This is a genomic window from Streptomyces sp. PsTaAH-137, assembly GCF_003259365.1.
In the GTDB taxonomy this organism is placed as follows: domain Bacteria; phylum Actinomycetota; class Actinomycetes; order Streptomycetales; family Streptomycetaceae; genus Streptomyces.
Genome location: NZ_QLLY01000002.1, coordinates 580,794 through 600,986 on the forward strand (window position 1 = coordinate 580,794; position 20,193 = coordinate 600,986).

The following is a 20,193-nucleotide window of genomic DNA, read 5'->3' on the forward strand; positions in this document are numbered from 1 at the left end:
TGTCTTCAGCTTCGCGCGCACGCGAAGCGTTGGCCGTAGTCCACACGTGCGCGACGGATCGCGCAAGTACCCGGCCGCCGAGACCGCCGAAACGGTGACGTTCCCGGCTGTGTCACCGCAACTCCAGTCAAGGATCCCCCCAGGTCGGTGATGTGCGCCACAGCATTCTGCCGGGTTTGCCCGCACTGCCCGACCACGGAGGGTGACCAGGGCCGAACGGCCCCCCGGAACACGTGAACGACATGAGCGTATCGTTGCGAAATGTGCGCACGCGCTCACGGGGTATCGAGGGGTATCGAACGGAATCCGGATTACCTCGCGGTAGACATGACGATTCCGATTCCGCGGTACACGATGGACTACGGCGTACCCGACAGTGAATCAGTGGCATCACCGACAGTGAGGGAACAGCGTGGCTTCCGGATCCGATCGCAACCCGATCATCATTGGCGGTCTCCCCAGCCAGGTCCCGGACTTCGATCCCGAAGAGACTCAGGAGTGGCTCGACTCCCTTGACGCGGCGGTCGACGAACGCGGCCGCGAGCGGGCCCGGTATCTGATGCTCAGGCTGATCGAGCGCGCCCGCGAGAAGCGCGTGGCCGTGCCCGAGATGCGCAGCACGGACTACATCAACACGATCGCCACCAAGGACGAGCCCTTCTTCCCCGGCAACGAGGAGATCGAGCGCAAGGTCCTCAACGCGACCCGCTGGAACGCCGCGGTGATGGTCTCCCGCGCCCAGCGCCCCGGCATCGGCGTCGGCGGCCACATCGCGACCTTCGCCTCCTCGGCGTCGCTGTACGACGTGGGCTTCAACCACTTCTTCCGCGGCAAGGACGAGGGCGACGGCGGCGACCAGATCTTCTTCCAGGGGCACGCCTCGCCGGGCATCTACGCCCGCGCGTATCTCCTGGACCGGCTCTCCGAGAACCAGCTGGACGCCTTCCGCCAGGAGAAGTCGAAGGCGCCGAACGGCCTGTCCTCGTATCCGCACCCGCGGCTGATGCCGGACTTCTGGGAGTTCCCCACCGTCTCCATGGGCCTCGGCCCGCTCGGTGCCATCTTCCAGGCCCGGATGAACCGCTACATGGAGGCCCGCGGCATCGCCGACACCTCCAAGTCGCGCGTGTGGGCCTTCCTCGGTGACGGCGAGATGGACGAGCCCGAGTCCCTGGGCCAGCTCTCCATCGCCGCCCGCGAGGGCCTCGACAACCTCACCTTCGTCGTCAACTGCAACCTGCAGCGCCTCGACGGCCCGGTGCGCGGCAACGGCAAGATCATCCAGGAGCTGGAGTCGCAGTTCCGCGGCGCCGGCTGGAACGTCATCAAACTGGTCTGGGACCGCAGCTGGGACCCGCTGCTCGCGCAGGACCGCGACGGCGTCCTGGTGAACAAGCTGAACACCACGCCCGACGGCCAGTTCCAGACGTACGCCACCGAGCCCGGCTCCTACATCCGCCAGCACTTCTTCGGCGGCGACCACCGGCTGCGCTCCATGGTCGAGAACATGACCGACGACCAGATCCTGCACCTGGGCCGCGGCGGTCACGACCACAAGAAGATCTTCGCGGCGTTCACGGCGGCCAAGGAGCACAAGGGCCAGCCGACGGTGATCCTGGCGCAGACGGTCAAGGGCTGGACCCTCGGCCCGAACTTCGAGGGCCGCAACGCCACGCACCAGATGAAGAAGCTCACGGTCGACGACCTGAAGGGCTTCCGCGACCGGCTGCACATCCCGATCACCGACGCGCAGCTCGAGGGCGGCGCCCCGCCGTACTACCACCCGGGCCGCGAGTCCGAGGAGATCCAGTACATGCACGACCGGCGCCAGGCGCTGGGCGGCTATGTCCCGACCCGCGTCGTGCGGGCGAAGCCCCTGCAGCTCCCGGACGACAAGACGTACGCGAGCGTGAAGAAGGGTTCGGGTCAGCAGTCGATCGCCACGACCATGGCGTTCGTCCGGCTCCTCAAGGACCTCATGCGGGACAAGGAGATCGGCAAGCGGTTCGTGCTGATCGCACCCGACGAGTACCGCACCTTCGGCATGGACTCCTTCTTCCCGAGCGCGAAGATCTACAACCCGCTGGGCCAGCAGTACGAGTCCGTGGACCGTGAACTCCTGCTCGCCTACAAGGAGTCGCCGACCGGCCAGATGCTGCACGACGGCATCTCCGAGGCCGGCTGCACCGCGTCGCTGATCGCGGCCGGCTCGGCGTACGCGACCCACGGCGAACCGCTGATCCCGGTCTACGTCTTCTACTCGATGTTCGGTTTCCAGCGCACCGGCGACCAGTTCTGGCAGATGGCCGACCAGCTGGCCCGCGGCTTCGTCCTCGGCGCGACCGCCGGCCGCACGACGCTGACCGGCGAGGGCCTTCAGCACGCCGACGGCCACTCGCAGCTGCTGGCCTCCACCAACCCCGGCTGCGTCGCCTACGACCCGGCCTACGCGTACGAGATCGCGCACATCGTCAAGGACGGTCTGCGCCGGATGTACGGCCCGGACAGTGAGAACGTCTTCTACTACCTCACCGTCTACAACGAGCCGATCCAGCACCCCGCGGAGCCGGCCGACGTCGACGTCGACGGCATCCTCAAGGGCATCCACCGCATCAGCACCGGGACCTCGGGCACGATCCCGGCGCAGATCATGGCGTCGGGTGTCGGTGTCCCCTGGGCCCTCGAGGCCCAGCAGATCCTGGCGCAGGAGTGGAACGTGCGCGCCGATGTGTGGTCCGCGACCTCGTGGAACGAACTGCGCCGCGAGGCAGTGGAGGTAGAGCGCCACAATCTGCTGCACCCCGAGGAGGAGCAGCGCACGCCCTACGTCACGCAGAAGCTGTCCGGCGCGGAAGGTCCGTTCGTCGCGGTCTCCGACTGGATGCGCTCGGTGCCGGACCAGATCTCCCGCTGGGTGCCGGGCACCTACCAGTCGCTCGGTGCGGACGGCTTCGGCTTCGCGGACACCCGGGGTGCCGCACGCCGCTACTTCCATATCGACGCCCAATCGATCGTGGTCGCGGTGCTCACCGAGCTCGCCCGTGAGGGCAAGGTCGACCGCTCGGTCCTGAAGCAGGCGATCGACCGCTACCAGCTCCTCGACGTCACCGCCGCCGACCCGGGTGCGGCCGGGGGCGACGCGTAACGGCTCACTGGGCGGACGCCTCCGCTGACGCCCCCTTCCGAGGGCGGTGGGAACTCCGGTCCCGCCGCCCTCCGGCTTTTCCTGCGACGCGCGCAGGTCCCGGAGGGCTGAGGGCGATCTCGGTGTGGGCCGGGGACGGCCCCGGGCAATGCCCGGGGCCGCCTGGAGTCGACCGCTCGGGGCGGTCAGCCGCTCGGACTCAGAACATTCCTCCCGCGGCGAGGCCGACCGAGGTGATCAGACCGATGACCGCGAGCAGAGTGTCGATCGCGCCGAGTACGACCGCGACCAGGGCCGGTATCGACTGGGTGCCGGTCCAGCGGCGCCCCATGGCCAGCCAGCCGCAGACGACGGCGACCGGTCCGAACACGATCCCCAGGGTCAAGAACCCGACGACCGCGCAGATGACTCCGATGATTCCGAGCGTCGCGCGGTCCGGCCCGCTCCGTGTGCCCACGCGGCCACGTGAACGGGGGTGCTTGCGCGTGGTGTGTCCGAAGCCCGCCATCATCACTCCTCGGGTTCGTGGACTCGGGCGGTACTCCGGGTACCCCGCTTGCCGACACCTACCGCGCACGGCGCTCCGCTATCTCTCCCAGACCTTGAACGCCCTTACGTGGTAAGGGGATTCGGGCTCCCAGGTCCCACTGCCGGGATAGGTCTGGAACTCCCCGGTCTCCGCGCACTCCGCGGACTGATAAGTGGTGACGGGACGGCGCGTGCGGTTGGCGAGGGACGCCGCGCTGCTCCCCTCCGGCAGCGCGACGCAGCTCTCGATGTCGGTCCCGGCCAGTTCGTAGGTGTGCCGGGTCCCCTTGAATCCGGTCTTGGACCACAGGCACAGCTCCCCCGCGCCGCAGTCACCCAGTGTCGGTGGCGCGGCCGCGGTGGCGAAGCCCGGTGTGAGCGCCACCGCCGCGAACGTGACCGTGGCGAGCCTGACCATCATGGACGTACGCATGTGCATCAACCCCCGTGTCATATCGACCAGTTGCGTTCGCGACTGATCGCTTGCCTGACACTCTGGCCCGGAAGATCCGGTTCCGGGAAGGGCTGTCGAGCGACGTCACCCGGATAAGCGAAAGCCCTCGGAAAGTTCCCGAGGGCTTCCCCCACACGGGCGGTTTCCCGCCTCGCTTGCGACGGGCGGGCGCTAGATGTGCGCGGCTCCCGCTGCCGCCTCCGGGTTGTCGCCGCGCTTGGTCAGCAGGGCGACGAGGATGGCGACGACACCGACACCCGCGGCGACCAGGCAGGCCAGGCTCATGCCGGAGATGAAGGTGTCGTGGGCGACGTCCGTGATCTTCGCCGCGATACCGGCCGGAGTCTGGTCCGGAACCGGAGCGACACCGACCTGGACCGCCTCCGACGCCTGGTCGAGCTGCGCCGGGGTGAGCGGCGGCAGCTTGGCGTCGGCCCAGTTGCCCGCGAGGTCGCTGTCGACCTTCGAGGCCATCACGGCACCGAGCACGGCGGTGCCGAGGCTGCCGCCGATCTGCATCGCGGCCTGCTGGAGACCGCCGGCGACGCCGGAGAGCTCCATCGGGGCGTTGCCCACGATGACTTCGGTGGCTCCCACCATCACGGGGGCGAGTCCGAGGCCGAGCAGGCCGAACCAGACGGACATGATGCCGCTGCCGGTCCCCGCCTCCAGCGTGGACATCCCGTACATCGCGAGGGCGGTGCACGCCATGCCGCCGGCGAGCGGAATGCGCGGGCCCACCTTCGTGATCATGGCGCCCGCGAGCGGGGAGGCCACGATCATCATGCCGGTCAGCGGCAGCAGGTGAAGTCCGCTGTCGACCGGGCTCATGCCGTGCACGTTCTGCAGGTAGAAGGTGACGAAGAACAGGCCGCCCATGAACGCGATGGCCATGAGCACCATCAGGACCACACCGGCCGACAGCGGCACGGAGCGGAACAGCCCCAGCGGGATGAGTGGTTCGGCGACCCGGGTCTCCCAGAACGCGAAGAGGACGAAGCAGAGCACCGCCCCGCCGATGAACGACCACGTCATGCCGTCGCCCCAGCCCCAGGTCGGCGCCTTGATGAGGGCCCAGACGAGGCAGAACATCGCGCCGGACAGCAGGGCGATGCCGGGGATGTCGAAGGAGCGCGGCGCGTTCTCGGCCCGGTGGTCGAGCAGGATGACGAGCCCGAGGACCAGGGCGACGACGCCGACGGGAACGTTGATGAAGAAGACCGACTGCCAGCTGACGTGCTGGACGAGCAGACCGCCGAGGATGGGGCCGCCCGCCGTCGAGGCGCCGATCACCATGCCCCAGATGCCGATCGCCATGTTCAGCTTCTCGGCCGGGAACGTGGCGCGCAGCAGACCGAGCGCGGCGGGCATGAGCAGCGCGCCGAACAGGCCCTGGAAGACGCGGAAGGTGATGACGAGCGCGATGCTGTCGGACAGGCCGATGGCTCCGGAGGCGGCGGCGAAGCCGACCACGCCTATGAGGAAGGTCTGCCGGTGGCCGAACCGGTCGCCGAGCTTGCCCGCGGTGATCAGTGTGACCGCGAGGGCGAGGAAGTAGCCGTTGGTGATCCACTGGACGTCGGCGAAGCTCGCGCCGAGGTCCTTCTGAATGGCCGGGTTGGCGATGGCGACGATGGTGCCGTCGAGGGCGACCATCATCACGCCGATCGCGACTGAGAAAAGGGTCAACCAGGGATGGCCGCGAAATCCCTTGGCCGATGCCGGGGACGGGTCGGGCTCCGGAACCCGGTCCGCCTTGTCGACAGTGATCTGACTAGTCATACGTTCGAGGCTAGTGACAGCTCCTGACAGTTGACAAAGCATTTCACCATTCGGTAACTGTCGCCTCGCTCACACTGTCGCCGAGCCGCGCGACCGGCCGGAAAGAGGAACATGGCTGCCCGACTCAACCTGCGTGAACTCAAGAAGCAGCGCACGCGAACAGCGCTGCTGCGTACAGCACTTGAGCTCTTCACGACGCAGGGGTTCGACCGGACCACGGTCGACGAGATCGTCGAGGCGTGCGAGGTGTCCCAGCGCACCTTCTTCCGCTACTTCGCGAACAAGGAAGAGGCCGCGTTCGCGGTGCAGGACATGGTGGAGAGCCGCTTCGTCGCCGCTCTGCGCGAACGCCCGGTCGAGGAGAGCCCGTTCGAGGCGCTGCGCCACACGGTCCTCGGCACCTGGGACGCGTTGAGCCAGTCGGTGGAGGAGGTCATCACGGTCGAACTCCACATGCGCACTTACCAATTGATCGAATCGACGCCCTCCTTGCTGGCCGTGCATCTGCGCCGCTCCATCGAGCTGGAGGACGAGATCGCGCGCGTCATCGCCGAACGGGAGGGCGTGGACGTGGACAGCGACCCGCGCCCGCGCGTGGCCGTGGCCGCGTTCAGTGGTGTGATGCGGCTGGCCGGACGCCTGTGGGGGGCCGGTGAGGACACCAGCGTCGACGCCATCCGCGCCGTCACGGAGACGTATCTCGATCATCTGACCCCGTCGATCGGCGAGCACTGGCGGCACACCCCCGCGTGAACGGCGCATAAGTAACCCGACGTGACACCGGTCGCACTCCCGCGCACTCCAGGCACCTCGGCGTTCTACGCAGAGTGAGGGCTTGACCTCAACTACGCCCGCTTTTACCCAAATACACCCCGCAAAACGTGATCTGCCTCACCCGTTTAACGAGTCCCGTCACGCTTCTCCTAGGGTGTTCCGCAGTGACTTCCTTCGACTCATCCCCCCAATTGAACGTCTGGCGCGCACTGCTTGCGCTGGCCGTCGTGTTCGTCATGCTGGCGACCACCGGCTGGACCGCGGTACGCCACCAGCGGGGCGTCGACACGCCGCTCCGATCCGCTCTCACCGCCTGGGACCACGGCCGGATAGACGGGCACGCGCTGCCCTCCCACGGCGACTCCCCCACTCGTCTCGGGCACTTCTTCGCCTCGCTGACTCCCCACCAGCGCGGTCGCCTCGCCATCCGTTACCCGCTCGCGGTCGGCAACATGAACGGCGCGCCCGTAGCGCTGCGTTATCGCGCGAATCGCATCGCGCTGGACGCGGAGCGCAAGGTCGAGCGCCAGCGCATGCACGACCAGCGGCTTTCCTCCGCCGGTCATTCCGACGCGCGGCAAAGGATGCAGCGTTTCGCGCTCCTGGCCGATCCCGACCGCAAGATCCTCGCCTTCGACCCCACGGGCAGCGGCCGGGTGGCCGAGGTATTCGGCGACCTCGACCGGGCGCAGCGTGTCTCGGTCGTGGTGCCGGGTGTCGACACGAACCTGCTGACCTTCCAGCGCACGTTCCGTCAGTACTCCGCTCCGGTGGGCATGGCCCGCTCCCTGTACGCCGCCGAACGCGAGAAGAGCCCGCGCACCCGCACCGCGGTGATCGCGTGGGCCGACTACACGGCCCCCGCCGGTCTGGGGGTGGACGCCGCCACGTCGATGCGCGCGGACGACGGCGCGGTCCGCCTCAACGCGATGCTGCGCGGGTTGCCCGGCGTCTCGCCGGTCGCCCTGTACTGCCACAGCTACGGCTCCGTGGTCTGCGGTGTCGCGGCGCGCGGCCTGCCGTCGCGGGTGAGCGACATCGCGGTGGCCGGCAGTCCCGGAATGCGGGCCCAGAGCGCTACGGGTCTGCACACGCACGCACGCGTGTGGGCCATGCGTGACAAGGACGACTGGATCCAGGACGTGCCCTACATGGAGGTGGGCGGCCTCGGGCACGGCGCCGACCCGGTCTCCTCGGGCTTCGGCGCCCGGGTCGTCTCCGCGGGGGACGCCAAGGGTCACGCCGGTTACTTCGAGCCCGGCACCGAGAGCCTCAGGAACTTCGCCGAGATCGGAACTGGCTCGTACCGATCGGTGCTGTGCGCCGACTCGGATCAGGACTGCCGGGAGGGATTTTCCGGCGACGTCTCGGCCTGACGCGCGTAGAGAACGGCGAAACAGTGGTCCGACGCAACAGGCGACGGAGGCGGGCGTGCCGCATACGATGAGCCGCATGGGTGACGTACTGGCCGGATTTCATGCCGCCTGGGAGTTCCAGACCGACTCCGTGCGCATCCGCTTCGAACGGGGGATCCGCACGCCGAAGCTCCTTCAGGCGTTGGGCGAGCGTCACATCCCTCTGGAAGCGATCGCGGCGGTGACGCTGACCCCGGGGAAACGCGGGACCGTAGTACTGCAGGCCGTGCCGAGACCCGGCGCCGATCCGCTGATGGACGCCGCGGCCGGGCAGCTGAAGGAGAGCAGCGACCCCTATCGGCTCGTGCTGCCGGGCGAGCGGGAGACGCTCGCGGAGTACTACGCCGACGAGCTGCGCGGACAGCTCGTCGCCGAGGAGGACGTGCGCGGCGACGGCTACCTGGTGGCGCCTCCCGAGGCTCCGCTCCAGTTCAAGGCGTACGACGGCAAGGCCTCCTTCGACGGTTCGTCGGTCTCCTTCCGCTGGTTCTGGACGGGGGCGTCGTCCGCGAAGTGGAAGGCCGGCGACAAGACCTTCCCGGTCGGCGATCTGAGTGGCGTCGAATGGCGCTCGCCCGAGCTGTTCGAGGGGCACCTGCGGCTCCTGCACCGTGACATCGCCGGGGACCAGCCGGGGCAGGCCGACCAGGATCCGGCCGCGGTCGTCTTCGGACTCGGCTACGGGCCGGTCCACGAGTCGCTGCCGTTCGCCGCGTCCGTGCTCGCGGCCGTGCGTGCGTCCGGTTCGGCCCCGTCCGCCGCCGGGCAGCCCGCTGCCCGGGCGACGGTGCCCGCGCGCCGGGATCCGGCGGACATCGCCGACCGGATACGGCACCTCGGCGAACTGCATCAGGCGGGCCTGGTCACGGACGCGGAGTTCACGACGAAGAAGGCCGAGCTGCTCGCGGAGCTGTGACGGCCTGCCCCCCCCAGGTTGTAGGTGATACCTGGGTAGGGGGTGCGGTGAGCACCTCGGTATGACGTCGCGCGGCGGTGCCGTTGCCTACGCTGAACGGGCCATGAGCACTGCACCGGACTCTCCCGACCAGAGCACCCGCCCGCCGGACGACGATCCGGACCGGACGGGCCCCGAGCGTGCGGACGATACGCCGCCGCACCGTCTGCGCGACCTGGGCGGCCGGCCGGCGTCGTTCGGTGCGAGGCTCGCTTCCGCCCTCGACGGCGACCGGACGGAGCCGTTCTTGTCCCGCGCGCCCCAGCGCTGGGTGCGCATGCTGCCCTATCTGCTCGCGCTCGGTTTCGTCGCGGTCCTGATCCCGGTCACCACCCAGGTGCTGTCGAACGACTACGGGGTGAGCGGCGGCCTCGCCGGTGCGATCGCGGTCGCCCAGGCGGCACCTCTGCTGCTCGCGGTCACCCGGCCCCTGACCGCCTGGTACATCATGATCGTCGCGGATGTGCTGGGGTCGATCCCGGTGCTCCAGGGGGACGCGCACCATCCGTCGCCGTGGACGCCCATGGTCGTCGTGGGGTATCTCGCGCTGTGTGTCGCCCTGGCCCTGCGGCAGAGCCGACGCGCTCTCATCGGGATCTGGCTCGTCACCGTCGGCGCCGGCATCGTCCTCGGGCTCTTCCGGGACGGCACCAGTCAGGACACCGGGGTGCTGCTCATCGTCCTGAGCGGTGGGGTGCTGCTGCTGGGCGCTCTGATGCGCGAGCGCGGAGAGACCCGGCGCAGACTCGTCGAGCAGGAGACGATCAGCGAGGCCGAGCGGACCCGCCGCACCTTGCTGGAGGAGCGGGCGAGGATCGCGCGGGAGCTGCACGACGTCGTCGCCCATCACATGTCGGTGATCACTGTGCAGGCGGATTCCGCGCCCTACCGCCTCCAGGGGTTGAACGGCGAGGTGCGCAAGGAGTTCGCTTCGATCGCCGCGGGCGCCCGCGAGTCGCTGACGGAGATGCGCCGCCTGCTGGCGGTGCTGCGCAGTGAGGAGACGCAAGGAGATCTGTCGCCTCAGCCCGGCCTCGCGCATCTGCGGCAGCTGGTGGAGGCGACGATACGCGGCGGGGTGCCGACCGAGCTGTCGTACCCCGAGCTGACCCTGGTTCGTGAACTGGCCGAGGTGTCACCGGCGGTGGACCTCTCCGCCTACCGCATCGTGCAGGAGGCGTTGGCGAACGTGGTGCGGCACGCGCCCGGTGCGCGGGCGCAGATCTCGATCGGTCTCGATCCCGACGCCCTGCTGGTGCTCGTGGTCAATGGACCGGCCCGGGAGCCGGTGGCGCCGCTCGAATCGACCGGTACGGGACACGGTCTCGTGGGGATGAGCGAGCGCGTACGGTTGGTCGGCGGCACGCTGGACGTGGGCCCGTTGCCCGACGGGGGCTTCCGTGTCGCGGCCAGACTCCCGCTGACCGCGCCCGACTCCCCCACGGTGTAAAGGAATTCGGCCCGCATGACCATCCGCGTGATCATCGTCGACGACCAGACCATGGTGCGAGCGGGCTTCGCCGCTCTGCTGTCGGCGCAGAGCGACATCGACGTCGTCGGTGAGGCCCCCGACGGCCGGCAGGGTGTCGAGGTGTGCCGCTCCACCCACCCCGACGTGGTCCTCATGGACGTCCGGATGCCGGAGATGGACGGGCTCGCCGCCACACGGGAGTTGCTGAACCCGCCGCCCGGTGTCGTGCACCGGCCCAAGGTGCTGATGCTCACGACGTTCGACGTGGACGACTACGTCTATGCGGCGTTGCAGGCGGGCGCCTCCGGCTTTCTGCTGAAGGACGCGCCGCCCACCGATCTGATCGCGGCGGTTCGGGTGGTGGCGGCGGGTGAGGCGCTGCTCGCGCCGACGGTCACCAAGCGGCTCATCGAGGACTTCACGCGGACCAGGCCGGTACGCCGAGATCGCTCGCCGCAGCTCAAGTCCCTGACGCCACGCGAGCTCGAGGTCCTGGAACTCATCGCCCGCGGCCTGTCCAACCAGGAGATCGCGCAGAAGTTGGTGCTGGCGGAGCAGACCGTGAAGACCCATATCGGGCGGGTGCTGGCCAAGTTGGGGTTGCGCGACCGGGCCCAGGCCGTGATCTTCGCCTACGAGTCGGGGCTCGTCACACCTGGGGAGCAGTAACCCCCTACCCGGGTAGCACCTCGCTCGACGTGCGCGCCCGGTCCTCACTCGAACGTCGCTCGGACCCCGCTCTCCAACTCTCCCGGTATCACCGCGTCTTGCCTGCTGAGAGGCGTGCGCCTTCATCGCCCCCTACTGCGGTATCCCTCATGGATACCCAGGTATCACCGGCAAGTTGGCTCCGTGGTGTGACGTGCCGTGGCAGTCCGAATCCATACCTTCCTCTCGTCAAGCCGACGAACGAGGGGGAGACGGACGATGGTCCTCAGCTCATGGAAGCGTCGCGGCCGGCGCACTCTGGTCGCCGCCGCGCTCACGACGACGGTGATCACCGGTACCGCGGGGTGGGCCTCGGCACACGAGCAGCGTCCGCTCACCGGCCCGCCGCCGGGTACGGCGTCCTGGCGCGCCGACCACGCACTGCACCTCACGCTGCCGGACCCGGCGACGGCACGTCCTGCTCAAGTCGCCTCCTTCTTCAGAGGGTTGAGCAGCGCCGAGCAGCAAGAGCTGGCCGTCCGGCATCCCACGGTCGTCGGCAATCTGGACGGCGTGCCGATCTCCTTGCGCTACGAGGCGAACGCGCGGGCGCTGCGGGCCGAGCACACCCGGGCCCTCGGCGTCGCGGAGGACCCCTCGCGCACGGAGCAGGAGCGGTCGAGTGCCCGTGCCCGTGCGGAGCGCTGCGGGGAACTGCTCGCACCGGAGCGCCGCATCCTCGCGTTCGATCCACGCGGCCGGGGCCAGGTCGCCGAGGTGTACGGCGACCTGGGCGCGGCTCGGCACGTGTCGGTGATCGTGCCAGGGTCGGACATCGACCTGGACTCGTTCGACCGGGCCAGGGATCCGTACGGGACCCCCACGGGGATGGCTCGGGCCCTGTATCGGGCGACGGACGCGCAGACCGCGGTGGTGGCGTGGGTCGGCTACACCACTCCGGTGGGGCTGGGCCCCGACGCAGCCACGGGCCGGCTCGCCGAGGCCGGAGCTCCCCGGCTGGCCCGTTTCGTGCAGGGCCTCACCGCCGTGGGCGCGCCCAGACCGGCCGTGTTCTGTCACAGCTACGGCTCGGTGGTGTGCGGGCTCGCCGCATCGCGGCTCCCCGCGTCGGACGTGGTGGTGTTCGCCTCGCCGGGAATGCGCGCGGACAGCGTGGCCGATCTGCACACCCGGGCGCGCGTGTGGGCGGCGCGCGACGACAGCGACTGGATCGCCAAGGTGCCGAATGTCGAGCTGTTCGGCCTCGGCCACGGTGCGGACCCGACCTCCTCCTCGTTCGGCGCCCGGCACATTCCCGCCGAGAAGGCCGAGGGCCACACCGGCTATTTCGAGCCCGGCACCGACTCCCTGCGCGCCTTCACCGACATCGCCCTGGGAGGCGCGTCATGACGCTCATCTCGCTGCGGACCTCCGCCTCCCGGGCGGTCGCCGCGATCGACGCCAGGACTCCGGCCCACCGGGACCGGGCGGTGGACGGGCTGCGGGCCCTGGCGCTGCTCGCCGTCCCGATCGGCCACTGGCTCCTCGGCGGCTTCACCCTCGACCCCCAGGGCGCGCTGCACAACGCCAGCCCGCTGTCCGCCTTCGGCTTCTTCGCCCCGCTGAGCTGGGTGCTGCAGATGCTCGGCATCTTCTTCCTGGTCGGGGGCTACGCCTCGGCACTCTCGTTCCGCCGGGCGCGGGAGCGCGGCACGTCGCGGGCCGAGTGGTTGCGCGGCAGACTCGCCCGACTGGGCCGGCCGGTGCTGGGCGTGACGGCGGTCTGGGCGGCGTTGATCCCGGTGCTCCATGGGCTCGGTGTGCCCTGGCAGACGCTGCGCACCGGTTCCACGCTGGTGATACAGCCGCTGTGGTTCGTCGGGGTCTACGCGGTGATCACCGCGCTCACCCCCTGGTGCGTCCGGGCCGCGCGACGGTTCGGGGCTTGGTCGGCGGCGCCGCTGCTCGGCTCGGTCGCGCTCGTCGACTTCCTGCGGTACGGGCCCGCCGCGTCCGCCATGCCGTCCTGGCTGAGCCTGCTGAATCTGCTCCCGGGCTGGATGTTCGCCTATCAACTGGGCGTCAGCTGGGGAGAGAAGAGACTCGGCCGGCGCGGTGCCTGGTTCCTGCTGACCGGCGGTACGGTCCTGTTCGCGCTGCTGCTCCTCGCCTTCCACTACCCGGCGTCCATGGTCGGCGTCCCGGGCGAGGCACGGACGAACTCGCATCCGCCGTCGCTTCTGGTGCTGGCCCTGGGAGCCGCGCAGTGCGGCGCCGCGATCCTGCTGCGGGACCGCATCGGTGGGCTGCTTCGGCGGCCCGCGCTGTGGGCACCGGTCGTGGTGATCAACCTGTCGGCGATGACCATCCTGTGCTGGCACCAGACGGCGATGCTCACGGCGGCGGTCCCGGCGGCCTCGTTCGCCGGCGCGGTACCGGGGCTCACCACGCCGCCCGACACGCTCGCCTGGATAGCGGTCCGCCTGGCGTGGCTGCCGCTGTTCGCGGTGGTGCTCGCTCTGACCGGCCGCTATGCGCGGGGCTTCGAGTCTCCGTGGAAGCGGGCGCGCGGAGGGCGCCGGGCGCTGGCCGGGCTGCTGGCCGCGGGGTTCACGGTGTTCGCCCTGGGGCTGGCATGAGGGGCCCGGCGCTCACCGGTCCCGCCCGGCCCGTGTCCGGACCAGATCGGACCAGGGCCAGGACCAGGGCCGGACTAGGCCGAGCCGGCACCCGCATAGAAGGTGATCTTGTGGTCCAGCACGGCCAGGGTGTCCTGGAGTTCTGCCATGCGGTGCAGGACGTCGCGGCGGGTCGATTCGAGGAGTTCCCGGCGCTCGTCGAAGGTGTGGTCGCCGAGGCGCACGAGTTCGGCGTAGCGGACCATGTCGGCGACCGGCATGCCGGTGAGGCGGAGCTTGTTGACGAAGGCGAGCCAGTCCAGGTCGTGGTTGCTGTAGCGGCGCTGGCCGGTGTGCGAGCGGTCGATGTCGGGCATCAGGCCGATCCGCTCGTACCAGCGCAGGGTGTGTGCGGTCAGGCCGGTGGCGGCCGAGACCTCGCTGATGGTGTAGCGGTCCTGACCGTTCGGACGTGGATGCGCTTCGGGGGCCGCTCTGCAGGCGTCGACCCCGGCCTGGGCGGGTGCGGGCGTGGTCTCCATCACCGTCATGGGCACCACGCTAGAACCTTGGAGTGCACTCCAGGCAAGCAGATCGGGGAGAAATCCGGAGGACAGCGGGACGGCGCCCTGGCTACGGTTTCGATCATGACGTCTGCCCGCCGTGCGGTCCCCGAGGACGCCGAGGAACTGGTGCGCCTGCGCAAGATCATGCTCGACTCGATGAGGCCGAGCGACGACGTGGCCTGGCAGCAGCCGGCGCTGGAGGAGCTGCGGGTTCAACTGGCTTATGAAAGAGGTGAGTTGACGGCGTTCGTCGTCGATGATCCGAGCGGTTCGGGTCGGCTCGCCGCGTGTGCGGCCGGGGTGATCCAGCGCGGGCTGGGCGGCCCGGGCAACCCGTCCGGTGTCTCGGCGCACCTCTTCAATGTGTGCACCGATCCGGACCACAGGCGGCGGGGCTACTCGCGCGCCTGCGTGGAAGCGCTGCTGGCCTGCTACAAGGAGCGTGACGTGCGCCGGGTCGAGCTGCTGGCGACGGCGGACGGCGAGCCGCTGTACACCTCCCTCGGCTTCGCCCGCACTCCGGCGCCCGCGATGAGACTGACGCTCTGAATTAGGCTCGGAGGCATGCAGAGCCTCGCGTTGATCGAGAACTGGCCGGTCCCGACCGCCGCCGCAGCCGTCGTCCGTGCGGACGGTGCCGTGCTGGGGGCGCACGGGCCCACAGGCCACTGTTTCCCGTTGGCCTCGGTCACCAAGCCGTTGGCGGCCTACGCGGCGCTGGTCGCGTACGAGGAGGGGGCGATCGAGCTCGACGAGCCGGCCGGGCCGGAGGGTTCGACGGTGCGGCACCTGCTGGCGCACACCAGTGGGCTGGCCTTCGACGAGCACAGGGTGACCTCGGAGCCGGGGGCGCGGCGGCTGTACTCGAACGCCGGGTTCGAGGTGCTCGGGGATCACATCGGGAAGGCGACGGACATCCCGTTCGCCGAGTATCTGCGGCAGGCCGTGCTCGAACCGCTGGGGATGACCGCGACCACGCTGGACGGCTCGCCCGCCAAGGACGGGGTGTCGACGGTGGACGACCTGGCGCGGTTCGCCGCCGAGGTGCAGGCGCCGCGGCTGCTCGACCCGCGCACCGTGGCCGAGGCGATGACGGTGCAGTATCCGGGGACGAAGGGGGTGCTGCCGGGGTACGGGCACCAGAATCCGAACGACTGGGGGCTCGGCTTCGAGATCCGGGACCACAAGTCGCCGCACTGGACGGGGAGTTCGTCGTCGCCGCGGACGTTCGGCCACTTCGGGCAGTCGGGGACGTTCCTGTGGGTGGATCCGGATGCCGGGGCGGCCTGTGTGGCGCTGACGGACCGGGCGTTCGGGCCGTGGGCGGCCGAGGTGTGGCCGCAGTTCACCGACGCGGTGCGCGCGGAGCTCTGAGACCTGAGCCCTCAGCCCATCTCCCAGATGAGCAGTTGGGTGTCCGTCGCGGCCAGGAGTTCCAGGCCGGTCTCGTCAGTGATGCGGGCCGCGTCGCCCGGGGAGAGTTCGGCGTCGCCGAGGTGCACGTCGCCCTGCGCCACGTGCAGGTAGACGTGCGGGGCGGTGGGCAGTTCGGTGCGTTCGCCGGTGGTCAGGCGCCGGACGTGGAGCATGGCTCCGGCCTCGGGGACGTCGTACGGGGTGGAGTCGGCGATGCCGCGCACCACCTCGTAGGAGGGCTCGCCGCCGGGGTCGCGGGGGGCCAGCCACATCTGGAGGAAGGTCAGGGGCTCGGTGCCGTCGTTGCGCTCGACGTGGCGGACGCCGCCGCCGGAGCTGAGCCGCTGGACGTCGCCGGGGCGCACGACCGACACCTTGCCGGTGCTGTCCCGGTGGGTGAGTTCGCCGGTGACGACCCAGGTGACGATCTCGGTGTGGCTGTGCGGGTGTTCGTCGAAGCCCGCGCCGGGAGCCAGCTGTTCCTCGTTGCAGGCGAGGACGGCGCCGAAGCGCAGATTGTCCGGGTCGTAGTGCGGGCCGAAGGAGAACGCGTGGCGGGAGGTGATCCCGGCCCCGGGCTCGCCTCCTGCGTAGCGGTCGCCGGAGCGACGTACATCAATCACATACTCCACGGTAGCCGTCCTTTCCCGGCCTCGGTCCCGCTCTCGTCGGACCCTCCACTCCGCTGGGCCGTTCCGATAAGGCAGTCTTGTCCCCGTGCCCCAATCGGAATCAGCGCAGCCCTCAGCGAACGACCCCGCGGACCGCCACCCGGACGTCCACGCGGTCCCTCATCCGCACTCGGCGACCCTGAAGCGTCTGGAGAAGTCGTCCGGGGCGCTGGCCGCGCAGGCCATCACGCGCATGGACGAGACGCTGCCCTGGTACCGGGCCATGCCGCCGGAGAACCGGTCGTGGATCGGGCTCGTGGCGCAGGCCGGTATCGCCGCGTTCACCGAGTGGTTCCGGCACCCCGACGCCCCGCAGGCGATCTCGACCGATGTGTTCGGCACCGCGCCCCGGGAGCTGACGCGGGCCATCACGCTGCGCCAGACCGTGGAGATGGTGCGCACCACGATCGAGGTCATGGAATCGGCCATCGACGAGGTGGCCGCGCCCGGCGACGAGAGCGTGCTGCGCGAGGCGCTGCTCGTGTACGCGCGGGAGATCGCCTTCGCGACCGCCCAGGTGTACGCACAGGCGGCCGAGGCGCGGGGCGCCTGGGACGCGCGCCTCGAATCGCTCGTCGTGAACGCCGTGCTGTCCGGGGAGGCCGACGAGGGCGCCGTCAGCCGCGCCGCGGCCCTCGGCTGGAACTCTCCCGAGCATGTCTGCGTCGTGCTCGGCACCGCCCCCGACGGGGACAGCGAGCTGACCGTCGAGGCGATCCGGCGGGCCTCCCGCCACGCCAAGCTGCAGGTCCTCACCGGGGTCCTCGGGGACCGGCTCGTGGTCATCGCGGGCGGCAGCGACAATCCGCTGGCGGTGGCGAAATCGTTGATCGGGCCGTTCGCGGCCGGGCCCGTGGTCGCCGGGCCCGTCGTCCCCGACCTGCTCGCCGCCACCCGGTCCGCGCAGGCCGCGGCCGCCGGGCTCAAGGCGTGCGGTGCCTGGCAGGACGCGCCGCGCCCGGTCCTCGCGGACGATCTGCTTCCCGAGCGCGCGATCGCGGGCGACCCGTCCGCCCGTGAGCAATTGGTGGAGGAGATCTACAGACCGTTGGAGGAAGCGGGCTCGGCTCTCCTCGAGACACTCAGTGTCTACCTGGAGCAGGCAAGCAGCCTGGAGGGCGCCGCGCGGATGCTCTTCGTCCACCCGAACACCGTCCGCTACCGGCTCCGACGTGTGACCGACGTCACCGGCTGGTCCCCGTCGGACGTCCGGTCGGCATTCACCTTGCGCATCGCGCTCATCCTGGGGCGTCTCGCCGACGGGGATCTCCAGTCGTAGGCTTTTGTCGGGGGCCTACAATTCCGTCTTCGGTTCTTCGTCCCTGTCCCCACGGGCGGCCCGCACCGTCCACAAGAGAGAGTGTGAGAGTGCTCGTACTCGTCGCTCCCGGCCAAGGCGCTCAGACGCCCGGCTTCCTGACTCCCTGGCTCGACCTCCCCGGCGCCGCCGACCGCGTCGCCGCGTGGTCCGACGCCATCGGACTCGACCTGGCCCACTACGGCACCCAGGCCGACGCCGACGCGATCCGCGACACCGCCGTGGCCCAGCCGCTGCTCGTCGCGGCCGGTCTGCTGTCCGCCGCCGCGCTCGGCGACGTCACGCCGGGCGCCGTCGCGGGGCACAGCGTCGGCGAGATCACCGCGGCCGCGTTCGCCGGTGTCCTCGACGACGAGGCCGCCCTGCGACTCGTCCGCACGCGTGGCCTGGCGATGGCCGAGGCCGCCAAGATCACCGAGACCGGCATGTCGGCGCTGCTCGGCGGCGACCCCGAGGTGACCGTCCCGCACCTGGAGAAGCTGGGCCTCACCCCGGCGAACGTGAACGGCGCGGGCCAGATCGTGGCCGCCGGCACCCTTGAGGAGCTGGCCGCGCTGGACGCCGACAAGCCCGAGGGCGTGCGCCGCGTGGTGCCGCTGAAGGTGGCCGGCGCGTTCCACACCCGGCACATGGCCCCGGCCGTGGCGACGCTGGAGGAGGCCGCCAAGGAGCTGGCCCCGGCCGACCCCACGGTCACGTACGTCTCGAACAAGGACGGGAAGACGGTCGACGGCGGCGCCGAGGTGGTCTCCCGCCTGGTCGGCCAGGTCGCGAACCCGGTCCGCTGGGACCTGTGCATGGAGACGTTCCAGGCGCTCGGCGTCACCGCGCTGATCGAGGTGTGCCCGGGCGGCACCCTCACCGGCATCGCCAAGCGCGCGCTGCCCGGCGTCAAGACCCTCGCCCTGAAGACCCCCGACGACCTCGACGCGGCCCGCGCCCTGATCGCCGAAGCATCCGAAGCAACGGCCTGAGAAGGAGATCCGAGCAGCATGTCGAAGATCAAGCCCAGTAAGGGCGCCCCGTACGCGCGCATCCTCGGTGTCGGCGGCTACCGGCCGACGCGGGTCGTGCCGAACGAGGTGATCCTCGAGAAGATCGACTCCTCCGACGAGTGGATCCGCTCGCGCTCCGGCATCTCCACCCGCCACTGGGCCGGTGACGAGGAGACCGTCGCGATGATGTCCATCGAGGCGTCCGGCAAGGCCATCGCGGACGCGGGCATCGCTCCCGAGCAGGTCGGCGCCGTCGTCGTGTCGACCGTCTCGCACTTCGCGCAGACCCCGGCCATCGCCACCGAGATCGCGGACAAGCTGGGCACGCAGAAGGCCGCGGCGTTCGACATCTCCGCCGGCTGCGCGGGCTTCGGCTACGGCCTCACCCTCGCCAAGGGCATGATCGTCGAGGGCAGCGCCGAGTACGTGCTCGTCATCGGCGTGGAGCGGCTCTCCGACCTGACCGACCTGGAGGACCGCGCGACGGCCTTCCTGTTCGGTGACGGCGCCGGCGCCGTGATCGTCGGCCCGTCCCAGGAGCCCGCGATCGGCCCGACCGTGTGGGGCTCCGAGGGCGACAAGGCCGGCACCATCAAGCAGACCGTGTCGTGGGACAAGTACGCCGTCGGCGACGTCTCGCAGCTGCCCCTGGACTCCGAGGGCAACGTCAAGTTCCCTGCGATCACGCAGGAGGGCCAGGCGGTGTTCCGCTGGGCCGTGTTCGAGATGGCGAAGGTCGCCCAGCAGGCGCTGGACGCGGCCGGAATCAGCCCGGACGACCTGGATGTCTTCATTCCCCACCAGGCCAACGAGCGGATCATCGACTCGATGGTGAAGACTCTCAAACTGCCGGAGCACGTCACGGTCGCCCGCGACGTCCGCACCACCGGCAATACCTCGGCCGCCTCGATCCCGCTCGCGATGGAGCGGCTCCTGGCGACCGGCGAAGCGAAGAGCGGCGACACCGCGCTCGTCATCGGCTTCGGGGCGGGTCTCGTTTACGCCGCCACGGTCGTTACCCTCCCCTAGGCATCCCGTACGGATCACTCGATCCGTGCAGATACCGCCACACCCTCTGGAAACACACCGAAGGAGCGCCACAATGGCCGCCACCGAGAAGGAGATCGTCGACGGTCTCGCTGAGATCGTCAACGAGATCGCCGGCATCCCCACCGAGGACGTCCAGCTGGACAAGTCCTTCACCGACGACCTGGACGTCGACTCGCTGTCCATGGTCGAGGTCGTCGTCGCCGCCGAAGAGCGCTTCGACGTCAAGATCCCCGACGACGACGTCAAGAACCTGAAGACCGTCGGCGACGCCACGAAGTACATCCTCGACCACCAGGCCTGAGCCACAAGCCTCAGACCATAAGGTCAGTCGCTCCGCCACCCGGCGGTGGCGCCGCTGAATCCCTCGCATCCGTTGGAGAAAGAATT

At 70.0% G+C, this 20,193-nt stretch carries 19 protein-coding genes; 14 read left to right on the forward strand and 5 right to left on the reverse strand.

Annotation, left to right across the window (positions count from 1 at the left end; genetic code table 11):
• The first annotated feature begins 412 nt into the window (after positions 1–412).
• Positions 413–3,145 carry a pyruvate dehydrogenase (acetyl-transferring), homodimeric type gene (aceE, locus tag K377_RS06245; RefSeq protein ID WP_111662110.1) on the forward strand — a complete coding sequence of 911 codons (2,733 nt, stop codon included), beginning with the start codon at positions 413–415 and terminating at the stop codon, positions 3,143–3,145.
• A 199-nt stretch (positions 3,146–3,344) separates the two neighbouring features.
• Here aceE and K377_RS06250 read toward each other — a convergent pair whose 3' ends face one another.
• From K377_RS06250 to K377_RS06260, 3 genes are all read right to left on the reverse strand, one after another.
• Positions 3,345–3,656 (reverse strand): small hydrophobic protein, encoded by a 312-nt coding sequence (locus K377_RS06250; protein WP_111662111.1) that lies wholly within the window; start codon positions 3,654–3,656, stop codon positions 3,345–3,347.
• 75 nt (positions 3,657–3,731) lie between these two features.
• Positions 3,732–4,106 carry a peptidase inhibitor family I36 protein gene (locus tag K377_RS06255; RefSeq protein WP_111662217.1) on the reverse strand — a complete coding sequence of 125 codons (375 nt, stop codon included), beginning with the start codon at positions 4,104–4,106 and terminating at the stop codon, positions 3,732–3,734.
• A gap of 192 nt (positions 4,107–4,298) precedes the next feature.
• Positions 4,299–5,909: an MFS transporter gene (locus tag K377_RS06260; RefSeq protein WP_111662112.1), complete on the reverse strand. Its 1,611-nt coding sequence runs from the start codon at positions 5,907–5,909 to the stop codon at positions 4,299–4,301.
• Between the two features lie 111 nt (positions 5,910–6,020).
• Here K377_RS06260 and K377_RS06265 point away from each other — a divergent pair, with 111 nt between their 5' ends.
• The 7 genes from K377_RS06265 (at position 6,021) to K377_RS06295 (ending at position 13,811) form a co-directional block, all read left to right on the forward strand.
• Entirely contained in the window at positions 6,021–6,662 is a 642-nt protein-coding gene (locus tag K377_RS06265; RefSeq protein ID WP_111662113.1) for a TetR family transcriptional regulator, read from the forward strand.
• A gap of 185 nt (positions 6,663–6,847) precedes the next feature.
• Positions 6,848–8,059, forward strand: coding sequence for an alpha/beta hydrolase (locus K377_RS06270; protein WP_111662114.1), 1,212 nt, complete (start codon positions 6,848–6,850; stop codon positions 8,057–8,059).
• Between the two features lie 76 nt (positions 8,060–8,135).
• Positions 8,136–9,014 (forward strand): DUF4429 domain-containing protein, encoded by an 879-nt coding sequence (locus K377_RS06275; RefSeq protein ID WP_111662115.1) that lies wholly within the window; start codon positions 8,136–8,138, stop codon positions 9,012–9,014.
• Positions 9,015–9,117: 103 nt separating this feature from the next.
• Positions 9,118–10,503 (forward strand): sensor histidine kinase, encoded by a 1,386-nt coding sequence (locus K377_RS06280; protein WP_111662116.1) that lies wholly within the window; start codon positions 9,118–9,120, stop codon positions 10,501–10,503.
• A gap of 15 nt (positions 10,504–10,518) precedes the next feature.
• Positions 10,519–11,193, forward strand: a complete 675-nt coding sequence (locus K377_RS06285; RefSeq protein WP_111662117.1) for a response regulator transcription factor — start codon at positions 10,519–10,521, stop codon at positions 11,191–11,193.
• A gap of 258 nt (positions 11,194–11,451) precedes the next feature.
• Entirely contained in the window at positions 11,452–12,582 is a 1,131-nt protein-coding gene (locus tag K377_RS06290; RefSeq protein ID WP_111662118.1) for an alpha/beta hydrolase, read from the forward strand.
• The gene (locus K377_RS06295; protein WP_111662119.1) at positions 12,579–13,811 is read left to right on the forward strand and encodes an acyltransferase; all 1,233 of its coding nucleotides are present in this window, start codon (positions 12,579–12,581) and stop codon (positions 13,809–13,811) included. Before K377_RS06290 ends, K377_RS06295 begins: the two co-directional genes overlap by 4 nt.
• 74 nt (positions 13,812–13,885) lie before the next feature.
• Here the strand turns inward: K377_RS06295 and K377_RS06300 are convergent, their stop codons facing one another.
• Complete coding sequence (locus K377_RS06300) at positions 13,886–14,341, reverse strand: MerR family transcriptional regulator (protein ID WP_111662120.1); 456 nt, start codon at positions 14,339–14,341, stop codon at positions 13,886–13,888.
• Between the two features lie 96 nt (positions 14,342–14,437).
• Here K377_RS06300 and K377_RS06305 point away from each other — a divergent pair, with 96 nt between their 5' ends.
• Together K377_RS06305 and K377_RS06310 are read left to right on the forward strand one after the other, a co-directional pair.
• The gene (locus K377_RS06305) at positions 14,438–14,905 is read left to right on the forward strand and encodes a GNAT family N-acetyltransferase (protein WP_181512488.1); all 468 of its coding nucleotides are present in this window, start codon (positions 14,438–14,440) and stop codon (positions 14,903–14,905) included.
• Positions 14,906–14,920: 15 nt separating this feature from the next.
• On the forward strand, positions 14,921–15,730 hold the full coding sequence (locus tag K377_RS06310) for a serine hydrolase (protein ID WP_111662121.1): 810 nt from the start codon (positions 14,921–14,923) through the stop codon (positions 15,728–15,730).
• Between the two features lie 11 nt (positions 15,731–15,741).
• Here the strand turns inward: K377_RS06310 and K377_RS06315 are convergent, their stop codons facing one another.
• Positions 15,742–16,395, reverse strand: a complete 654-nt coding sequence (locus K377_RS06315; RefSeq protein WP_161195049.1) for a pirin family protein — start codon at positions 16,393–16,395, stop codon at positions 15,742–15,744.
• A 94-nt stretch (positions 16,396–16,489) separates the two neighbouring features.
• On the opposite strand from K377_RS06315, the gene fasR reads away from it, so the two are divergent.
• From fasR to K377_RS06335, 4 genes are all read left to right on the forward strand, one after another.
• Complete coding sequence (fasR, locus tag K377_RS06320; RefSeq protein ID WP_111662123.1) at positions 16,490–17,722, forward strand: fatty acid biosynthesis transcriptional regulator FasR; 1,233 nt, start codon at positions 16,490–16,492, stop codon at positions 17,720–17,722.
• Between the two features lie 89 nt (positions 17,723–17,811).
• Entirely contained in the window at positions 17,812–18,735 is a 924-nt protein-coding gene (locus K377_RS06325; RefSeq protein WP_111662124.1) for an ACP S-malonyltransferase, read from the forward strand.
• An 18-nt stretch (positions 18,736–18,753) separates the two neighbouring features.
• Positions 18,754–19,785: a ketoacyl-ACP synthase III gene (locus K377_RS06330; protein WP_111662125.1), complete on the forward strand. Its 1,032-nt coding sequence runs from the start codon at positions 18,754–18,756 to the stop codon at positions 19,783–19,785.
• Between the two features lie 73 nt (positions 19,786–19,858).
• Positions 19,859–20,107 carry an acyl carrier protein gene (locus K377_RS06335; RefSeq protein ID WP_111662126.1) on the forward strand — a complete coding sequence of 83 codons (249 nt, stop codon included), beginning with the start codon at positions 19,859–19,861 and terminating at the stop codon, positions 20,105–20,107.
• Positions 20,108–20,193 lie beyond the last annotated feature (86 nt).